The 17,165-nt window shown below is 32.9% G+C and carries 14 protein-coding genes; 5 read left to right on the top strand and 9 right to left on the bottom strand.

Annotation, left to right across the window (positions count from 1 at the left end; all coding sequences use genetic code 11):
• Window positions 1-2: 2 nt before the first annotated feature.
• The 4 genes from ACFSR1_RS20700 to ACFSR1_RS20685 all read right to left on the bottom strand — a co-directional run bounded on the left by ACFSR1_RS20700 (window position 3) and on the right by ACFSR1_RS20685 (window position 5,018).
• Complete coding sequence (locus tag ACFSR1_RS20700; RefSeq protein ID WP_378294939.1) at window positions 3-1,541, bottom strand: GH3 family domain-containing protein; 1,539 nt, start codon at window positions 1,539-1,541, stop codon at window positions 3-5.
• 8 nt (window positions 1,542-1,549) lie between these two features.
• Entirely contained in the window at window positions 1,550-2,773 is a 1,224-nt protein-coding gene (locus tag ACFSR1_RS20695) for a Pycsar system effector family protein (protein ID WP_378294938.1), read from the bottom strand.
• 45 nt (window positions 2,774-2,818) lie between these two features.
• Window positions 2,819-3,397, bottom strand: coding sequence for a hypothetical protein (locus tag ACFSR1_RS20690; RefSeq protein ID WP_378294937.1), 579 nt, complete (start codon window positions 3,395-3,397; stop codon window positions 2,819-2,821).
• A gap of 184 nt (window positions 3,398-3,581) precedes the next feature.
• Entirely contained in the window at window positions 3,582-5,018 is a 1,437-nt protein-coding gene (locus ACFSR1_RS20685) for a CotH kinase family protein (protein ID WP_378294936.1), read from the bottom strand.
• Window positions 5,019-5,178: 160 nt separating this feature from the next.
• On the opposite strand from ACFSR1_RS20685, the gene pafA reads away from it, so the two are divergent.
• From pafA to ACFSR1_RS20660, 5 genes are all read left to right on the top strand, one after another.
• Window positions 5,179-6,822: an alkaline phosphatase PafA gene (gene pafA, locus ACFSR1_RS20680; RefSeq protein ID WP_378294935.1), complete on the top strand. Its 1,644-nt coding sequence runs from the start codon at window positions 5,179-5,181 to the stop codon at window positions 6,820-6,822.
• Between the two features lie 18 nt (window positions 6,823-6,840).
• Window positions 6,841-7,731, top strand: a complete 891-nt coding sequence (locus ACFSR1_RS20675) for a YihY/virulence factor BrkB family protein (RefSeq protein WP_378294934.1) — start codon at window positions 6,841-6,843, stop codon at window positions 7,729-7,731.
• Window positions 7,732-8,222: 491 nt separating this feature from the next.
• A complete protein-coding gene (locus ACFSR1_RS20670; RefSeq protein ID WP_378294933.1) occupies window positions 8,223-8,732 on the top strand; it encodes an RNA polymerase sigma factor in 510 nt (169 codons plus the stop codon).
• A 71-nt stretch (window positions 8,733-8,803) separates the two neighbouring features.
• On the top strand, window positions 8,804-9,709 hold the full coding sequence (locus ACFSR1_RS20665) for a FecR family protein (RefSeq protein ID WP_378294932.1): 906 nt from the start codon (window positions 8,804-8,806) through the stop codon (window positions 9,707-9,709).
• On the top strand, window positions 9,710-12,304 hold the full coding sequence (locus ACFSR1_RS20660) for a TonB-dependent receptor domain-containing protein (RefSeq protein WP_378294931.1): 2,595 nt from the start codon (window positions 9,710-9,712) through the stop codon (window positions 12,302-12,304).
• 167 nt (window positions 12,305-12,471) lie between these two features.
• Here ACFSR1_RS20660 and ACFSR1_RS20655 read toward each other — a convergent pair whose 3' ends face one another.
• From ACFSR1_RS20655 to tpiA, 5 genes are all read right to left on the bottom strand, one after another.
• Window positions 12,472-13,338, bottom strand: coding sequence for a M57 family metalloprotease (locus tag ACFSR1_RS20655; RefSeq protein WP_378294930.1), 867 nt, complete (start codon window positions 13,336-13,338; stop codon window positions 12,472-12,474).
• A gap of 574 nt (window positions 13,339-13,912) precedes the next feature.
• Window positions 13,913-14,761: a M57 family metalloprotease gene (locus ACFSR1_RS20650; RefSeq protein WP_378294929.1), complete on the bottom strand. Its 849-nt coding sequence runs from the start codon at window positions 14,759-14,761 to the stop codon at window positions 13,913-13,915.
• Window positions 14,762-15,114: 353 nt separating this feature from the next.
• Entirely contained in the window at window positions 15,115-15,390 is a 276-nt protein-coding gene (locus ACFSR1_RS20645; RefSeq protein ID WP_378294928.1) for an ATP-dependent Clp protease adaptor ClpS, read from the bottom strand.
• Window positions 15,391-15,447: 57 nt separating this feature from the next.
• Window positions 15,448-16,287 (bottom strand): 50S ribosomal protein L11 methyltransferase, encoded by an 840-nt coding sequence (gene prmA / locus ACFSR1_RS20640; RefSeq protein WP_378294927.1) that lies wholly within the window; start codon window positions 16,285-16,287, stop codon window positions 15,448-15,450.
• A gap of 95 nt (window positions 16,288-16,382) precedes the next feature.
• Complete coding sequence (gene tpiA, locus ACFSR1_RS20635) at window positions 16,383-17,135, bottom strand: triose-phosphate isomerase (RefSeq protein ID WP_378294926.1); 753 nt, start codon at window positions 17,133-17,135, stop codon at window positions 16,383-16,385.
• Window positions 17,136-17,165: the final 30 nt, after the last annotated feature.

Genomic DNA, 17,165 nt, shown 5'->3' with positions numbered 1-17,165 from the left:
AATTATTGATTTTGAGTTGTGGTGTTTTCAGAAATAAAAGCTTCCCATTCTGCAAACTTTTCCTCAGACATAACACGTTCCATTTTTACTTGCCCGCCTTTTTTCTTTTGCGCTCCACTCCATTCAGAAAATACTAGTGGAGGAACTGTTGTTACCTTAACTCCCTTCAGAGCTTTACTTCGAGCTACCCTATAGTTCTTATTTGCATTTTTTAAAACTTCATCTAGGGTCTCAGCGAGTGTTGTATTATCTACAGCAGTTTCTGTCCCTAAGTACCAATGGTGATGAAATTGGTTATTTATTCTGGTAGCTGCTAAAGTAAACTCAGGTATTTCTATATCAAATTTTTCTTCAATTTCGCGTAGTGCTGTATTCATTTTATTGACTGATAACTGTGATCCAACTACGTTTAGAAAAAATTTAGTTCTTCCGGTAATTCTAATCTCTGCTCTTTCTACATTGGTAAATTCTATAGTATCGCCAATGATGTATCTCCAGGCTCCAGATACTGTGCTCATCAATAATACATAATCCTGATCCACCTCCACTTCTGCAAGAGTGATGGATGGAGCATCTTGTTTTAAAGATCCATCCTGATTAATATATTCTGGATGAAAAGGAACAAATTCGAAATAAATCCCGTTATCAGTAATTAATTTCATAGCATCCGTTTCAGGGCGTTCTTGATATGCAATAAATCCTTCTGAAGCCAAGTAGGTATCAATAACGGTTATAGGATGTTTCAATAAGCTGTTAAAACTTTTTTCATAAGGCGCAAAAGCCACGCCACCAGAAGTATATACCTGTAAGTTAGGCCAGATGTCGTGAATATCTTCAACCTTGTGATGATCTATTACTTTTTGTAACATTAATTCCATCCAAGATGGAATTCCGCTCAACGCACCTATATCCCATTCTTTAGCTTTTTCTGCGATTCTTTGCACCCGTTTATCCCAATCATCAATCTTGGCTATGTCTCTTCCAGGTTTATAGAACCCCTCGAACCAGAAAGGAATATTACTTGCACTTATTCCACTAATTTCTCCTTCGAGATGCCCATCTCTTTCTTGTAAATCAGTAGAACTCCCCAACATCATTATTTCTTTTTCAAAAAATGAAGCAGGTAGATTAAAATTAGATAATGCTTCTACTTGCTTAATTCCTGCATTACGGATGGCTTCTATCATTTCATTGGTCACTGGAATACGTTTACTTTTTTTTCCGGTCGTTCCTGAACTTAGTGCAAAGTAATCGGGATTTCCAGGCCAAGTCACATTTTCTTCACCTTCTATTACTCTATGCCACCATTTTTCTAATAACTGATGATAATCAAAATATGGTACCTTGTTAGCGAATTCATTCTGTATGTTGCCTGAACTCACGATTCTCTCGAAATCATACTCTATACCAAAAGCTGTTTTCGAAGCTGTTTTCAACAACTTCTCAAGAACGTTTTGTTGTGCCTCTATATGATTAGGTTCTGAAGTGAGCGCTCCCTTTAAATTTATAGCTCCTTTTATAATACTTCCTATAATTTCCATGAATGTTTTTATTTTGAAATGATTGGTTCTGCAACCTTTTCGGCTAATTCTACGTTCGCAAATGCAAAAATAAATGCGATAACCGAAAGTATAATTCCCAGGGTAAATACAATGTATGTGATTTTTAAAAGCTTATATTTTCTTTGCAATACTATACCCAGCAAATAGAGATCTTTGGTTAACATTTTATATACATATTCTTTATCATTAATTACCTCATCAATAGCATCTTGATATTTTTCGTAAGGCATTTTGAAAAAATTTCCAAAAAACAATAAATTTACTTTACGTTTTCTTACCTGATCCTTAGTAAATTCTCCTCCAGTTACATTAGGTTGTGTAGACATAATAGAAAGAATGATAGATGCTACACTAAACAATACTAATATCAAACTAGGTATCATTAAATGTCTGTTTGATGGAGCGTCTAGTTTCGGAATTAAGTTGGCTAATGCTAATGATATAATGATAGCATTGACTGATAATAAAATATTAGCTTTTGTATCAGCAATGTCACTCAATTTAATATGATTACGCAAGGTTACCCGAAATAGTGTTTGAACTCCTCTTTCCGGACTTTCGTTTTTATACTTCGCTTTTAGCTTTGCTTTAAGATTTTCTTTTTGCCTCTTTTTCTTTCTTTTTTTTCCTTTTTTAATAATTGTTAAAAGGTTTTTGTTTTTCAGTGGCTCCCAGTTTTCGATGGCATATCTAGTGTAAAATTTATGCCCTTCTGTAAAAAGTTTTAAATTTTCCTCTCTCCACTCAATAGAAGAATACTCTCCTATTCCCTGCAAGCTAAACTCTTGTCTTAGCAGCTCACTGACTTCATCGTAATATTCTTTTGCCAAATGAGAATTATCAGCATCTTTTAAGATTTCTTCTAACTCGCTAGTGGGTTCTTTATCTAATTTAGTTGCTCTAATACAACCTATTGCTTTCTCTTTTTTGGTCTCGTCAAAAGATTCGTTATCAAGAAATTCTTTCAAAATCTCAACACCTTCCTCTTCGTGATTTTCTATTCCTTTTACATAACCAACATCGTGAAACCATGCGGATAATAGCAGTACCTCTTTTTCTTCCTCAGATACATCAGAGTTTTCGCAGATTTCTTCGACACTCTCTACGACTCTTTGCGTATGTAAAAAATTATGGTACAAAAATGTTTTCGGTAATTCATTTTTGAAAAGATTAAACACGTAATTCTCCGCTTTTTCGAGTATGGTTTCCATTTTCATTATGTTAATTAGTTTCATCTAAGGTAAGAACAAAACAAATTATTTTCCTTCTTGTTCTTTAACTAATAAAAGTATCTCATCCGGGGATAAATACAACTCTTTGATTCTAGCCTTATATCTTTCTGATAATGAACTATGATTAAGAATAAACTTTTTTGTTTCCAAGATATAGTCCTTCATCGAATGTGTAACAGCGTAGGTATCGGCTACCCGTTCTGCTTCCCTAATATAGTTTTTAGATAACCAATATCTGAGTCCAAAAAACACCAAATTTATGCTACTCCTATGATGATAATCCAAGATATGACCCAACTCGTGACCAATCCAACCAACTAAAACCTTGGAAGGAACATCTTCAATACTCAATTCTAACCCATCTATTTTGAACTTTCTACTCATTAAAATAACATACTTTCTTTTACTTTTAGAATTTAGAAGTGAAGAGAATTTTGGTTGCGCCTTCATAAATGATTTATTCAAAGAAGACTTAAATTTAAAATCAATATGAACTTCTTCTAATTCCGGATAATGAGATAAAGCTGTAGATACTTCTTTCGAAATACTTTTCGGGATAATTTTGTTTTTAGTAGATGTATCAGAATGTTGAGAAAAGGTCATAAATATGTTTAGAACCACAAGTATGTGGCTATTAATTATCATTTTGAAAAATAACGAGTCTTGCATATTACACTTTGCAATATACTTTGGAAGTAAAATAGTCCTTAATGCATATGAAAGAAAGGATAACTCTTTTGGTTAAAACACAAACAACCTAAAAATATAGTCAAATTGATGGGTGCTATTATAGCTTTGCGAAATGTTTGTCCAAAAAAACCAATCTCTCGGACAACCACGACTCTAAATATTCTAAATGTTCTGGCATCGTAATATCTGCCGGCCAAACTTGTATCTCCCTTTCGTAAACTTTATTTTCATCGAAGTACTGATAACTTTCTTTAAGATTGCTAAATAACTTTTCATTGCTAAATGCATCTTCTCGAAGACTAAACCAACGATCTTTCAAACGCTGGCGATAATTATTTGGATTTACTTTTAACAAACGATCAAACAAACCGTTACTTAAAATATCGTCTGTAGTTGGAATTCTTTTACCATCTTGTATGGTTCCCAAAACTCCATCTAGATCCCAAGGCACATTGAAATAAGGTTCATTCTTATCATATTTGGCTACATAAAAATTCTTTCCCAAATTATCAGTTGCGCGTATCAAATTAATAAACAGAAAATAATCCATGGCATTATCCAGATCAAATTTCTGCCCAATTTTTTTCTTAAAAACTTGATCTTTGGATTTAACAACAAACTTGGTGAATTTATAAATATTCTTCCAGTGGGATTTATAATTTATAAAAGGATATTCCATCTCGTAACCTGCCCAATGTGGAAATATGTTTTCATATTTTGGAGCACTTCTATAAGCAGGAGCTCCTTTGTAGCTTGCAGCTTTAAAAAGCTCTCCGCGTACAACACCTTTTTTGTATTTCTTTAGTTTCAGTAGTTTTCTATCTACCTGTTCTGTTAGTGCATGGATACCTGCATAAGAACTATCTATAAAAACCTCGGCGTACATTAAGTCAATACCACTTTTTGCATCCTTTTCCTTACCTCCATACCGAGGTTTATGAATGGACAACCACAATTTGTTACAGAAATACGAACGTAAACGAAGGGGTTCGTTATATAATCCATCGAGAATCCAATCATCATCTTTTCTTAGATTTCCAAACTGCATATCTTTTGAAGTTTGTTCATCGGGATCGTCCCAAAACTCTAAATCATAGGATTTTTTCGGAAACTTCAATGAAATATTTCCTCGATATTCAATACCAGTCAAAGCTTTTATCAAGGTGTCTTGGTTCGAGAAAGTTAATGTCGCCCTTGTTTTTGGATCATCTTTTATTTGTTGAGAAGATATAATTTGTATTAATGGAAGCTCGGTAAGGTAGAGTTTAAATACTTCATTTTGATAATCAACCTCATACCCTTTAGTATAGTTTATATCATTTATTTCTTCTGAAAATATAATATCATGATTGAAGACTACACTTATTTTATCAGAACCAGTGTTTTTATATTTAGAAATATCTGTATTCCAAACTATCATTTTATGTAGTTCATCTATAGCATAACTTTTTTGATTAGGAATAATCGTATCCACACTCTGAGACCTTAATTGAGCACATAGTAAAAGAGTTATCAAAAAAAAAATTAATTTCATTATATAAGTAGTATAAGTAAGTTTGATTCCTAATGAACGAATATTGAAATAAAAGAATAGAAAACTTAACACTATCACTATAAGTTTTATCTGTATCCGTATATTACTATCAAGTTAACTCCTTTTTGATTATTTTGAAGCTTCAAATGAATTTAATTTTATGTCTTATAAACTCTTCATATTATTTGTAGCGACATTTATGATTACAAATGCCCAACAAAAGACAGGTATAAGTCATAAAAAGGCAAAACCAAAACTTATAGTTGGTATTGTCGTTGATCAGATGCGATATGATTATCTCACAAGATTTTACAATCAATATGGCGAAGGTGGATTTAAAAAACTAATCAAAAAAGGATTTTCATTTAACAACCATCATTTTAATTATGTCCCCACCACTACTGCACCGGGACACGCTTCAATTTATACTGGTACCACTCCTCGTTTTCACGGTATTATTGGAAATAGTTGGTATGACAAAGTTCAAAAGCAAAAAGTGTATTGTGTAGCTGATATAGACATATCTCCAATTGGAACTGGCAGTTCTGACGGCAAAATGTCTCCATCAAAACTTAAAGTTACCACCATAGCGGATCAAAATAGACTTCATACTCAGATGAAAGGAAAATCAATAAGCATAGCCATAAAGGAAAGAGGTGCAGTCTTATCCGGCGGACATACTGCAAATGCAGCCTATTGGTTTAGAGGGAAAAATCAGGGCAGTTGGATTTCTTCATCCTATTATATGAATAAATTACCAAAATGGGTGATCAAATTTAATGAATCTAATATCATTGATAGTTATTATGAAAAATGGAATACACTTCAGGATATAAACTCTTACTTAGAAAGTGGGTCTGACAACACTGCTTTCGAAAGAGGTTTTAAAAGTAAAGATGAGGCTACATTTCCATACGATCTTAGCATCCTGAAAGAGTTTAATGGATTGTATGATATTATCAGACAAACTCCTTTCGGCAATAGCCTCACTGTGGATTTTGCCCTAGAAGCCATCAAAAAAGAAAAGCTGGGAAAAGATATATTCACGGATTTTTTAATGATTAGTTTTTCAAGTACCGATTATATCGGACATAATTTTGGAGTTAATTCTAAGGAAATTGAAGATACATATATACGACTGGATAAAGATCTAGAACGTCTGATCAATCATCTGGATAGCTTTATCGGAAAAAAAGAATATACGTTATTTTTGACTTCTGATCATGGAGCGAATCATGTTTCCGATTTCTTAACTTCGAATAAAATTCCCGCAGGTTATTTTAAAGAAGCGACCGTACATTTGGGTTTAAAACATCATATCAAAACTTTTTATAGTAAGGACAGTATCATTGAAAACATATCTAACAACCAAGTTTTTTTGAACCATACTATTATTAAAAATAACTCTTTAAATCCTGAAAAGATTGAGAAAGAAATAGCAAACTATCTTCTGAATACAAAAGGAATTCTGGAAGTTTATACACGTTCTCAACTGGAGCGTTCAAATTTTCAATCTGGAATGGGTTCAAAAATCAAAAATGGATTTCATCCAGAAAGAAGCGGAGATGTCTGTTACGTTTTGAATCCATCTTTAGTAGCTTATTCAAAAACAGGTTCTACTCACGGAAGCGGATATTCATATGATACACACGTTCCTTTGCTATTTTATGGTAAAGGAATCAAACTGGGTAAAACTTATAAAAAAACTGCTGTTTCGGATATAGCTCCTACAATTGCCACTTTATTAGGAATTGGTTTTCCAAGTGGTACTACTGGAACCACGCTGAAACAAGTTATTGACTAACTTTCAACAATACGCATGATGCAAATCATTAACAAAATAAAATCCTTTTACCAAACACTGATTATCACCTATAAGAACTGGAATGCTAATGAACCCTTTCAAATGAGTGCTGCGGTAAGTTACTATGCATTATTCTCTTTTCCAGCACTACTTATAATTATCATACAAACTACAGGCCTCTTTTATGAAAAACAAGAAGTAAAGGGGAAAATCATACGGGAAATAGCCGAGGTACTCGGATCAGACGCTGCAAAAACGGTAGAGGCCATGCTTAAAAATGCAATAGATCAAGAGCAATCTACTTTAGTAATCATCATTGGTATTATTACGCTTTTATATGGCGCGACCGGAATGTTTATTGCATTACAAAAATCTTTAAATACGATTTGGAAAGTAAAACCAAAACCTAAAAGTGAAATTCTGAAAATGATTAAAGATCGAATCTTTTCTTTAGGTCTTATACTTATGATAGGGTTTCTTTTATTAACTTCTTTAGTTTTAACAGCATTGATTACGGCGACTACAGAATGGATTGGTCAACATTTTCCTGATTTTATTGTACACGCTATTAAAGCGCTAAACTTTATATTTTCATTAATCCTAACGACCATACTATTCGCACTCATTTTCAAAATACTTCCGGACGTTAAAATTCAATGGAGAGATGTATGGTTGGGTGCTTTTGTTACCACTGTATTATTTAGTATTGGAAAATCTGCATTAGGCATCTACTTTGGTACAGTTAATCCAGGATCTGCATTTGGTGCTGCAGGATCAGTGATACTTATATTACTCTGGGTTTCCTACTCTAGTTTGATACTGTTTTTTGGCGCGGAATTCACGCGAGTACTAGCATCAAAATATGGTTCCGGAATACAACCAGCTACTTATGCGGAAAGAATTTCTTAATCAAATAAATTTTTATTACAGTCATTTTAGAATATACCTAGCACCTGGTCTTTTAAAAAGACTGGTGAGATCTGCTTCTTTTTTAAAAAGGTATAAAGAGTTATTAAAATGGAAGATTTTAATAACCTAAAAATGAATAAGAGAATATCGAGGCTTTTAGACTTCTGAGGTTTTGAAACCTCACACCCTCTATTTTCTTAAAGGCTCATCATTTCTTATAGGAATTAGTTTGAGTCCCACATATCCATAGATGGTGGGCACGGATAACTTCAAAAAATCAACAAGTTTTTTTTGAAAATTGCGAAATACCTCTTCCAAAGGCTCTCAAAAACCGAACTTTACTAAGATAGTCATCACCTGTTCTGACACCTCCTTCCTGAAGGTCATTGAATCTTTAAAACCATTCTTCTATTTATTAAATCACGAAAGAATAAAAAAATCAACTTCACGTTTTTTTATATATCCATAAAATAAATATCTTCGGAAAATATATGGAAGAGAAATCTGTTTGTGATGAAAAAAATTTTGAAGCAATCTTTAATGATTGCTCCGAGTCTCTGCGTAATCTCATTTACTATAAATGTAAGGATGTAGATCTAGCCGAGGATATTATACAAGATGCTTTCATTAAATTATGGCAAAATTGTAAAAAGGTGATTTTTTTCAAAGCAAAATCCTATCTATTCACAGTGGCTAATAACAATTTGTTAAATCATATTGCTCATAAAAAAGTAGTACTTAAATTTCAACAGAAACCACATTCAGATCTTAATAATCAAGATCCGCAGTTCCTAATCGAAGAAAAAGAGTTTATGTCCAAACTCCAAAATGCACTAGATGCACTTCCCGAAAAACAACGAGAAACATTTTTATTATCAAGGATTGACAAAAAATCTTATAAAGAAATTGCAGAAATCACCGGTGTTTCGGTTAAGGCAATTGAAAAAAGAATACATTATTCATTATTGACTTTAAGACAAAAATTAGGAGATATTTTATAATCATAATTAGGGTAATATAATACAAGCCTGTTATATAATAAAGAGGCATAATTGCAGAAAGAAAAAAACTAATGAAAAATCCATATTCAGACGAAACATTTTTGGCACGATGGCTTAATGGTGATCTGGACACTAATGAAAAAATAGAGTTTGAACAATCCAAGGATTATCAAAAATATCTAACTATTGTTAATAAAATAGACACATTAGAGTCTCCTGGCTACGACAAAGATAGAATCTTTAACACCATTAAAAATGATATTCATAAAAAGAATAAAACTGTACGTTTAATCCCTAGCTGGAGCTATGGGATTGCTGCTACCTTATTAGCATTAGTGGGACTGTTCTTTTTCTTTAATCGCGTTACCACATATGCAACTGATTATGGAGAACAAATCACTTTAGAGCTTTTGGATGGATCAGAAGTCATTCTTAATTCTAAATCCGAATTATCGTTTAAAAAGTCTGACTGGAAGGATACCAGAAAAGTAACCTTGACTGGAGAAGCTTTTTTTAAAGTTAAGAAAGGCTCTGATTTCATAGTTCAAACAGCTTCGGGAAGTGTAGAAGTTCTGGGAACTCAATTTAATGTAAACACCCAAAATGATTTTTTCGAAGTTATTTGTCACGAAGGAAAAGTTAAAGCTGTGCGCGATACTCACGAAGCAATCTTAGTTAAAGGAAATGCATTTAGAATAGCCAACAACCAAGTGGAAAAGTGGGAAACTAAAACAACAGAACCAAGTTGGATATCCGGAGAAACTTCTTTCACCAATACTCCGTTGAAACAAGTAATACATTCTCTGGAAAATCAGTTTAATATTTCTTTCGATAAAAAAAATATTGATCAAAATCAGCGTTTTACAGGTAGCTACAATCATAGTAATATTGAACTAGCTTTAAAAACAATCTTTGTTCCTATGGAAATTTCATATACTTTTAAAAACGAAAACAATATAGTTCTCGTTAAAGAATAAATGAAACCATTTTTTTTCTCTTTTTTTATTTTCATCAATATCAGTTGTTTTGCTCAGAAAACAGCAAAATTAGCGTATGAAAATACTGCGCTGGATACTATTCTAAAAGCCTTAGAACAATCTTACAACATCAAGTTTTCTTTCAATCCTGAGACCATTAAAGATGAAAAGATTACCATTTCCGAAAAAAAATCTTTAAAAAACACCTTACAAGCAATACAGTCACAAACCTCTGTTCTTTTTGAAAAGATTAATGAAAGATATTACATCATAAGAAAAAAAACTAAGGAAGGAAGAGTTTCTATATGTGGTTATTTGATTGATAAAGTTACCAAAACACCATTAATTGAAGCTTTTGTAAACAACGTTAGCCAATCTAAATCTGTCTTAACCGATGATAATGGTTATTTTCAGTTGTTCTTATCAAAACCTGATGATACTATTAATATTAGGTTTTTAGGATATAAAACCAGACAATTCATTGCTAAAGACCTTGAAAGTAAAGATTGTATTAAAATATATCTTTCTGAAGATGATTACCAATTAGGAGAAGTAGTAATTACAGAGTACGTAACTTCGGGCATATCAAGAGAAGGTGCAAGTAGTGCCATAAATATCGACCCAAGTAAACTGGGTATTCTACCAAGATTGGTAGAACCCGATGTATTACAAACTCTACAGTTTCTTCCGGGTGTACAAAGCCCAACAGAAACTGCTTCGGCCTTGCATATTAGAGGAGGAACCCCAGATCATAATTTGATTTTGTGGGATGGTATCAAAATGTATAGTACCGGACATTTTTTTGATCTTTTATCTATTTTCAATCCATATATCACTGAAAATATTAAGCTTTTTAGGAGTAGTACTGAAGCTAAATATGGAAATAGAATTTCTGGCGTAATTGACATAGAATCAAAGAATGAAATCCCTAAAGATTTTGGGTTTGGATTTGGTTTTAATATGACCAATGCAGATTTATATATTGAGGCACCTATAGACGAAGGTTTTGGAGTAGTGATTTCTGGTAGGAGAGCATTTACAGATTTTATCGAAACATCAACTTTCCGAAGTTATTCGGATAGGGCTTTTCAAAGTATTCGATTTTTTGTGGATAATCAAACATTTGATCAAGAGACTGTAGAAAATGAAAATGTATTTTATTTTACAGACTTAACAGTAAAAGCTATCCTGGATTTATCTGAAAATGATAAACTCATAATAAGCTCTATTTTCACTAATAACGATCTTGACTACACTCTTAATATTAAAAACATTCAGGGATTTAGCGAACCATTTGATGAAAATCAAAAAGACAACCTAGAGTTTATTAACCAAGGAGCTAATATAAAATGGGATAAAAAATGGAATGCCCATTTTTCTCATTCTGCAAATATTTATTTTTCGAACTATGATTTTAATTATACCGGACTTAGAGAATCCAGAGCGACTATAGATGGTTTTCTATTTTTTCAAAATAATATTGTAGAAAAAAATACGATTAGAGATGCGGGCACATCGATTCACACAGATTGGAAAATAAATACTAAACATAGTTTTGCCTCTGGCTATGATTTTTCTACCAATGATGTGATGTATAATGCTGACTACTCTGCACAAGGTATTTCTTTTGATGAAAGTGACAATAACATCACGCATGCAGTATTTGGAGAGTACAAATTCAATTCCAATGAAAAACTTAAAATCAGCGCCGGAATTAGAGGTAATTATTTCTCTGTTCTGGATAGAACCTACTGGGAACCCAGAATCAATCTAGAGATCAATTTATCTAAGGATGTTATCACCAAACTATCTGCAGAAAGAAAAAACCAGGTAATTAGTCAAGTATCCAACTATTTGCCAAATGATTTTAATCTGGATAACCAAGTGTGGTTATTAGCAGATTCAGAATTTGTCTCCATGCTGGCTAGTGACCAGTTTTCTGGTGGTTTTACTGTTAACAAAAATGATTGGTATATCGATATCGAAGGTTACTATAAATCTACTAACGGACTTACTTCGTTTGCCAACGGTTTTAATGCTGTATTAGACCTAGAAACAGGAGAAAGTGAAGTTTTTGGTATTGATTTATTAATCAAAAAAAGAATAAAAGATTATAGAACATGGATCGGATATTCATTTACGGATCAAAATTTCAAATTTGAAAATGTCAATGAAGGAAAATATTTCCCAGGTAATTTTGATATTAGCCATTATTTATCCTGGATTCATAGCTACCAATGGAATAATTTCGAATTCTCTTTAGGGTGGACTGTAAGAACCGGAAGACCTTTTACTCCTGCACAAGGTATCACCGAAACCAATGAATTTTTCCTTATTGATTATGGCGAAGTTAATAGTGAGCGCTTAGATACGTATCATCGATTGGATTTTTCTGCTTCCTATAAGTTTAATTTATCTAAAAGAGACACTTGGCGAAGTAAAATAGGTTTTTCTCTGTTTAACCTTTATGATAAGGAAAACATCTTAAACCGAACATACAACATTAAATTCGACAACAATAGTGCTTTATTACAGGAGGTGAATACTTTTTCTGCCGGAATCACTCCCAATGTGTCCTTTAGAGTCGATTTTTAAAAACATTACACCCTCTTGGATTAAAACCATATTGAATTAACTTTAAATGGATTTAACTTACTCAAGATGATCTTTTATAATAACCATATAAAAAACCATCCCGACACTACATCGGGATGGTTGCTAAAAAGTTCAAAGCTATTATATTTTATTGTCTATACTTAGTTTTAGTATAGGAATTCTAGAGCAACAACATCGAAGTTACTAAATTCTCCGTCTTCACTTCCGTCAAAACAAGAAATCATAAGAGAACCAGAATCTAATCCACTCTGACCCCAACGATTTGCTGTTGGAGTTCCTGGAATGTTGATCGCTCCAATACTACCTGCTGTACCTTCGTTAGAACCATCACATCTTCTACGTGCGTAGTCTGTGTGTCTGAAACCAACAGCATGTCCTATTTCGTGTCCAATCACGTGCTCATTTACGTTATTTACATTGCTTCCTCCAAATGAACCAGTTCCGGCATTAATCTGGATGAATTTCCCTGGTCTTCCACCACTTGGGAATTCTGCTTGTCCACCAGCACCGCCTTGACCGTTGTTATAAACAACCATATCGGCAGCCTCGAAGTTTGTTCCAAACGTTAATCTAAAATTAAGTCTTGTGCTAATTCTGTTATAGTTATTAACAGCCCACTGTAAACCAGTTTGCATAGTAGAAGTAAGCGCACAACAAGAACCCGTATAACCTAAGATATCGATAGTAGAATTGCTACTATTAATTAAGTTATTGGTTCGGTATTGTTTGTTACCATCTTCTAAATCACCAAGCTTATATTCGTTTTGCTCTAATTTCTCTAGAGGCAGAACAATATCTCCGGATTTTACATATTCCATGGATATTCCGTCCAAATTAGTAATAGTTTCTATGGAAGCATTTAGAGGATTAACACCTGCGTCTAATAATTTATCTTGTAAATCTTTGCTAAGTTCTAAAGAAACTGGTTGATCATTGGAGATTTCGTCTTTTTGGCAAGATGTGATTACACCAGCCGCGATAGCGCAAAGCGCTAATACTTTGATTTTTTTCATTTTTTAAAAAGTTGAGTTTGTGTAGTTACTATTAAACAAAATAAATCTACTACAGTATTTATTTTGATTGCAATTAATTTAGTAAAGCTTTGAACCTTTTTAAAATTTAAGCGGGTTGAAGATATAATAATTTTTTTAAAATATCAGTTAATTATTTGAACGATTCTTCAAATACCTCTGAAATACGTAGAATAAATTCAACAAATTCAACTAAACCTTAACAAAACCTTATCTTTAAATTACACGATAAAATCGATTAAATGCATGATACTAATTAAGTAAACCCCTTTCCTTTTAGCAAAAAAATATGATTAAATCAGGGCAGTTAAAGGAACCTAAAGAAATCCATTTTTTACACACTTATATAGTCTTTTTCTTACAAATCATAAATTTTTAACTAATGTATGTTAAAAATATACTAATTCAAGTTTTGCAGATTCATTTCGTTAAAAATCAATCGTGTAAGGTTCTAGATATCCTTAACTAAGCTTAAGTAAAAAGAGAAATATAAAAAAAGCCCAACCGAAGTTGAGCTTTTCTATTTTGATCTTTCGATATATTTTCAATACTAATCTTAGTAAAGATAGTTTAACGCAGTAACATCATTACCATTAAATTCTCCTGTAGCACTAGTACTGAAGCACGCTAACATAATAGATGTAGAATCATATCCTGTTGGTGTTCCCGGAATATGGATTGCTCCATCAGATCCAGCACTCTCACCTGATTGCCCACAACTTTGACGGCTAAACCAGTCCGTATGACGGAATCCAATTGAATGACCTATTTCGTGGGTAATAACGTGCTCATTGACGTTATTTGAATATCCTCCCAAACCGTAGATGGCGATTCCAAAATTAGGTCTTCCTTGCGCATCTGGAAATCCTGCAACTCCACCTTGTTCTCCGGCCGCTTCTTCGTTAGGGTCATGATACACCACCATATCTTTAGACTGATAATCGGTTCCAAAGGTTAACCTAAAAGTAATTGATAGGTTTAGTCTATTGTAGTTATTGACAGCCCACTGCAAACCTGTTCTTTCCTTACTATTTAAACCATTACTATTATTTCCTGTATAACCAATAATATCGATGGTTCGATTAGAGCCAGTAACTAGGTTGTTCGTTCTGTATTGTTTAGTATTAGCTTCTCCTGTTCCCAGAGCTGGAGTTTTCATTAAATTTTCTATCGTAGAAAAATAATCTCCAGACCGAACACCTGTAACCTGCGACCCATCTAAAAGTGTTCTAGTCTGAATTTTTGCACCATTAGGATTTACTCCTATTGCTTCTAATTGCAATTTTACTTCTTTAGAAACTTCTTTGTTTGCTGTTGGGATTTCTGTTGAAACTTCTTCTTTTTGGCAAGATGTAATAAAACCTGCTGCGATAGCACAAAGTGCTAAGAACTTAATTCTTTTCATTGTAAAAATGTGTTGAGTTTGTATAAATTATTTTGGGAAAGTACTTTCAAAACCAACGAATCGCGCTAGCTTAAAAATCAATAGGAAAGTTTTGGGGCGTACAATTTTTCCAATCCAAAGATATGATAATTTTTTACTAAAAAAAGTTAATCTATTGAATTATTCTTTGATAAATCGAAAAATTGTTAATTATTCATCAATAATATTGTTTTTTTTCGACAAATAACACAATCAAAAGAAATGCCTACAAATCTTACTGCCAATACGTTATAACCGTAATTTTAAATTTCTTGTAAAAAAAATCGCTCAATAAATAATTTTATTGAGCGATTATTCTTACAAATATTGTTTTGCTATACGATTTCGGCACTTAAACCCGCCTCTAATAACTTAGAACATCTAGGCACCAATTCTTCATAAACTCCTGTTTTTACAGTACACTTACCTTTATAATGTACTAACATCGCACATTGTTCTGCTTGCACCGGTGTATGCTCACAGGTATATATTAAAGTTTCGATAACGTGATCAAATGTATTAACATCATCGTTATACAAAACAATTTCATTATTATTCTTCTCGACAGTTTTTTCTAAAACTTTTTCTAAAACCTTTTCTTGAGTGCTCATCTCATCAATTTTATACAAATATACTATTTCGGATAGAAAAAATAATCTTCTATTAGATTATTTTAACTCGTAACCAGCTGCTATCCAATTATTTCGTTCAAAACACTCTACAAACTTTAGATTATTAGCAGCACATTCTTTATTAATTATCTCCAAATCTTCCTTGTAGAAACCACTTAAAAAAAGACTACCCCCTTTGCTTAACGTCTTGGCATAAACAGAAATATCTTCTAGTAAGATATTTCTGTTTATATTAGCTATAACAATGTCATACTGTTTATCAACTAACAGTGATGATTCTCCTTCATAGGCGGTTATATGTTTACAAGTATTACGTTCCACATTTTCGATTGTATTCAGATAACACCAATTATCAATATCAATTGCATCAACAGGTTTTGCTCCTTTCATTTCGGCTAAAATTGCCAAAACACCAGTTCCACAACCCATATCCAACACCTTTTTATCTTCTAAATCATTTTTGAGCAAATGCTGAATCATCATATGAGTCGTTTCGTGATGACCGGTACCAAAAGACATTTTAGGTTCTATTATGATATCATATGCTACATCAGGCTTTTCGTGAAACGGCGCTCTTACGCTGCAAATACCATCCACCAAAATGGGAGTAAAATTCTTTTCCCATTCTTTATTCCAGTTTACTTGTTCTATTTCCTTCTTGGTATAGGTTATTGAAAATTCATCAGAATTGAGAATATGAATATCATCCAGAATATTTTCATTCCATTCTGGTTTTTGAATAAAGGCTTCTACCCCGTTTTCAGTTTCTACAAAACTTTCGAAACCAGCATATCCTAATTCTGCAATCAAAATTTCTGATGCCGGTTGCAAAGGCTCAATGGTAAAATAATATCCAATATATATCGGTGTTGTCATGTTTATTTAAAATTAATGTGCAAAGTTAATCTTTTGACCAACAAAAAAGGTATTCGTCTGCACGAATACCTTTTCATAATTTTTAAAAATATTACTTAGAATGAACTTGCAATAGCCGCAAAACTTTCTGGATCCAAAGCCGCTCCTCCAATTAATCCTCCGTCAACATCAGGCTTAGCAAAAATCTCTTTTGCATTTGCTGGTTTTACACTTCCTCCATAAAGTATAGAAACATCCTCTGCAATTTTAGTATCAAATGCGTCAGCAATTGTTTTTCGAATAAATGCATGCATTTCTTGTGCCTGTTCTGGACTTGCAGTTTCTCCGGTTCCAATTGCCCAAACCGGTTCATATGCGAGAACAATATTTTTCCAGGCTTCATTATCTAATTTAAATAGTGCATTCTTTAACTGGCTTTCTACCACATTAAAATGATTATCACTCTTACGATCTTCTAATTCTTCTCCAAAACAGAATATAACGTTCATATCGTGCTTTAAAGCTGTCTTTACTTTTTCTTCTAACAATTCGTCAGTTTCGCCAAAATAAGCTCTACGCTCACTATGTCCAAGTATGACAGTTTCTACACCAATGCTCTTTAACATACTTGCCGAAATTTCTCCTGTAAATGCTCCGTTTTCTGCCTGATGCATATTTTGAGCAGCTACATCAATATCAAAACCCTTTAGTTCTTCAAAGGCATAATAAAGATTCGTAAATGTTGGCGCTACAATAATCTTAGCGTCTGGTGATTCTTTGAGTTTTGTTTTTAGTTCTGAAAGTAAAACTCCGGTCTCTGCCAGATTTTTATTCATTTTCCAGTTTCCTGCTACAATTTTTGCTCTCATTAATTTTAATTTATGTGTGTGGTTACTATA

Source organism: Aquimarina rubra, assembly GCF_042684305.1.
In the GTDB taxonomy this organism is placed as follows: domain Bacteria; phylum Bacteroidota; class Bacteroidia; order Flavobacteriales; family Flavobacteriaceae; genus Aquimarina; species Aquimarina rubra.
The sequence above is the reverse complement of the archived record's forward strand: the minus strand, read 5'-3'. Positions and strand labels throughout refer to the sequence as shown.

Excerpts from the sequence above, each read along its gene's own strand:
- ACFSR1_RS20700 (WP_378294939.1), bottom strand. The coding sequence starts at position 1,541 with ATGGAAATTATAGGAAGTATTATAAAAGGAGCTATAAATTTAAAGGGA.
- ACFSR1_RS20695 (WP_378294938.1), bottom strand. The coding sequence starts at position 2,773 with ATGGAAACCATACTCGAAAAAGCGGAGAATTACGTGTTTAATCTTTTC.
- ACFSR1_RS20690 (WP_378294937.1), bottom strand. The coding sequence starts at position 3,397 with ATGACCTTTTCTCAACATTCTGATACATCTACTAAAAACAAAATTATC.
- ACFSR1_RS20685 (WP_378294936.1), bottom strand. The coding sequence starts at position 5,018 with ATGAAATTAATTTTTTTTTTGATAACTCTTTTACTATGTGCTCAATTA.
- pafA (WP_378294935.1), top strand. The coding sequence starts at position 5,179 with ATGTCTTATAAACTCTTCATATTATTTGTAGCGACATTTATGATTACA.
- ACFSR1_RS20675 (WP_378294934.1), top strand. The coding sequence starts at position 6,841 with ATGCAAATCATTAACAAAATAAAATCCTTTTACCAAACACTGATTATC.
- ACFSR1_RS20670 (WP_378294933.1), top strand. The coding sequence starts at position 8,223 with ATGGAAGAGAAATCTGTTTGTGATGAAAAAAATTTTGAAGCAATCTTT.
- ACFSR1_RS20665 (WP_378294932.1), top strand. The coding sequence starts at position 8,804 with ATGAAAAATCCATATTCAGACGAAACATTTTTGGCACGATGGCTTAAT.
- ACFSR1_RS20660 (WP_378294931.1), top strand. The coding sequence starts at position 9,710 with ATGAAACCATTTTTTTTCTCTTTTTTTATTTTCATCAATATCAGTTGT.
- ACFSR1_RS20655 (WP_378294930.1), bottom strand. The coding sequence starts at position 13,338 with ATGAAAAAAATCAAAGTATTAGCGCTTTGCGCTATCGCGGCTGGTGTA.
- ACFSR1_RS20650 (WP_378294929.1), bottom strand. The coding sequence starts at position 14,761 with ATGAAAAGAATTAAGTTCTTAGCACTTTGTGCTATCGCAGCAGGTTTT.
- ACFSR1_RS20645 (WP_378294928.1), bottom strand. The coding sequence starts at position 15,390 with ATGAGCACTCAAGAAAAGGTTTTAGAAAAAGTTTTAGAAAAAACTGTC.
- prmA (WP_378294927.1), bottom strand. The coding sequence starts at position 16,287 with ATGACAACACCGATATATATTGGATATTATTTTACCATTGAGCCTTTG.
- tpiA (WP_378294926.1), bottom strand. The coding sequence starts at position 17,135 with ATGAGAGCAAAAATTGTAGCAGGAAACTGGAAAATGAATAAAAATCTG.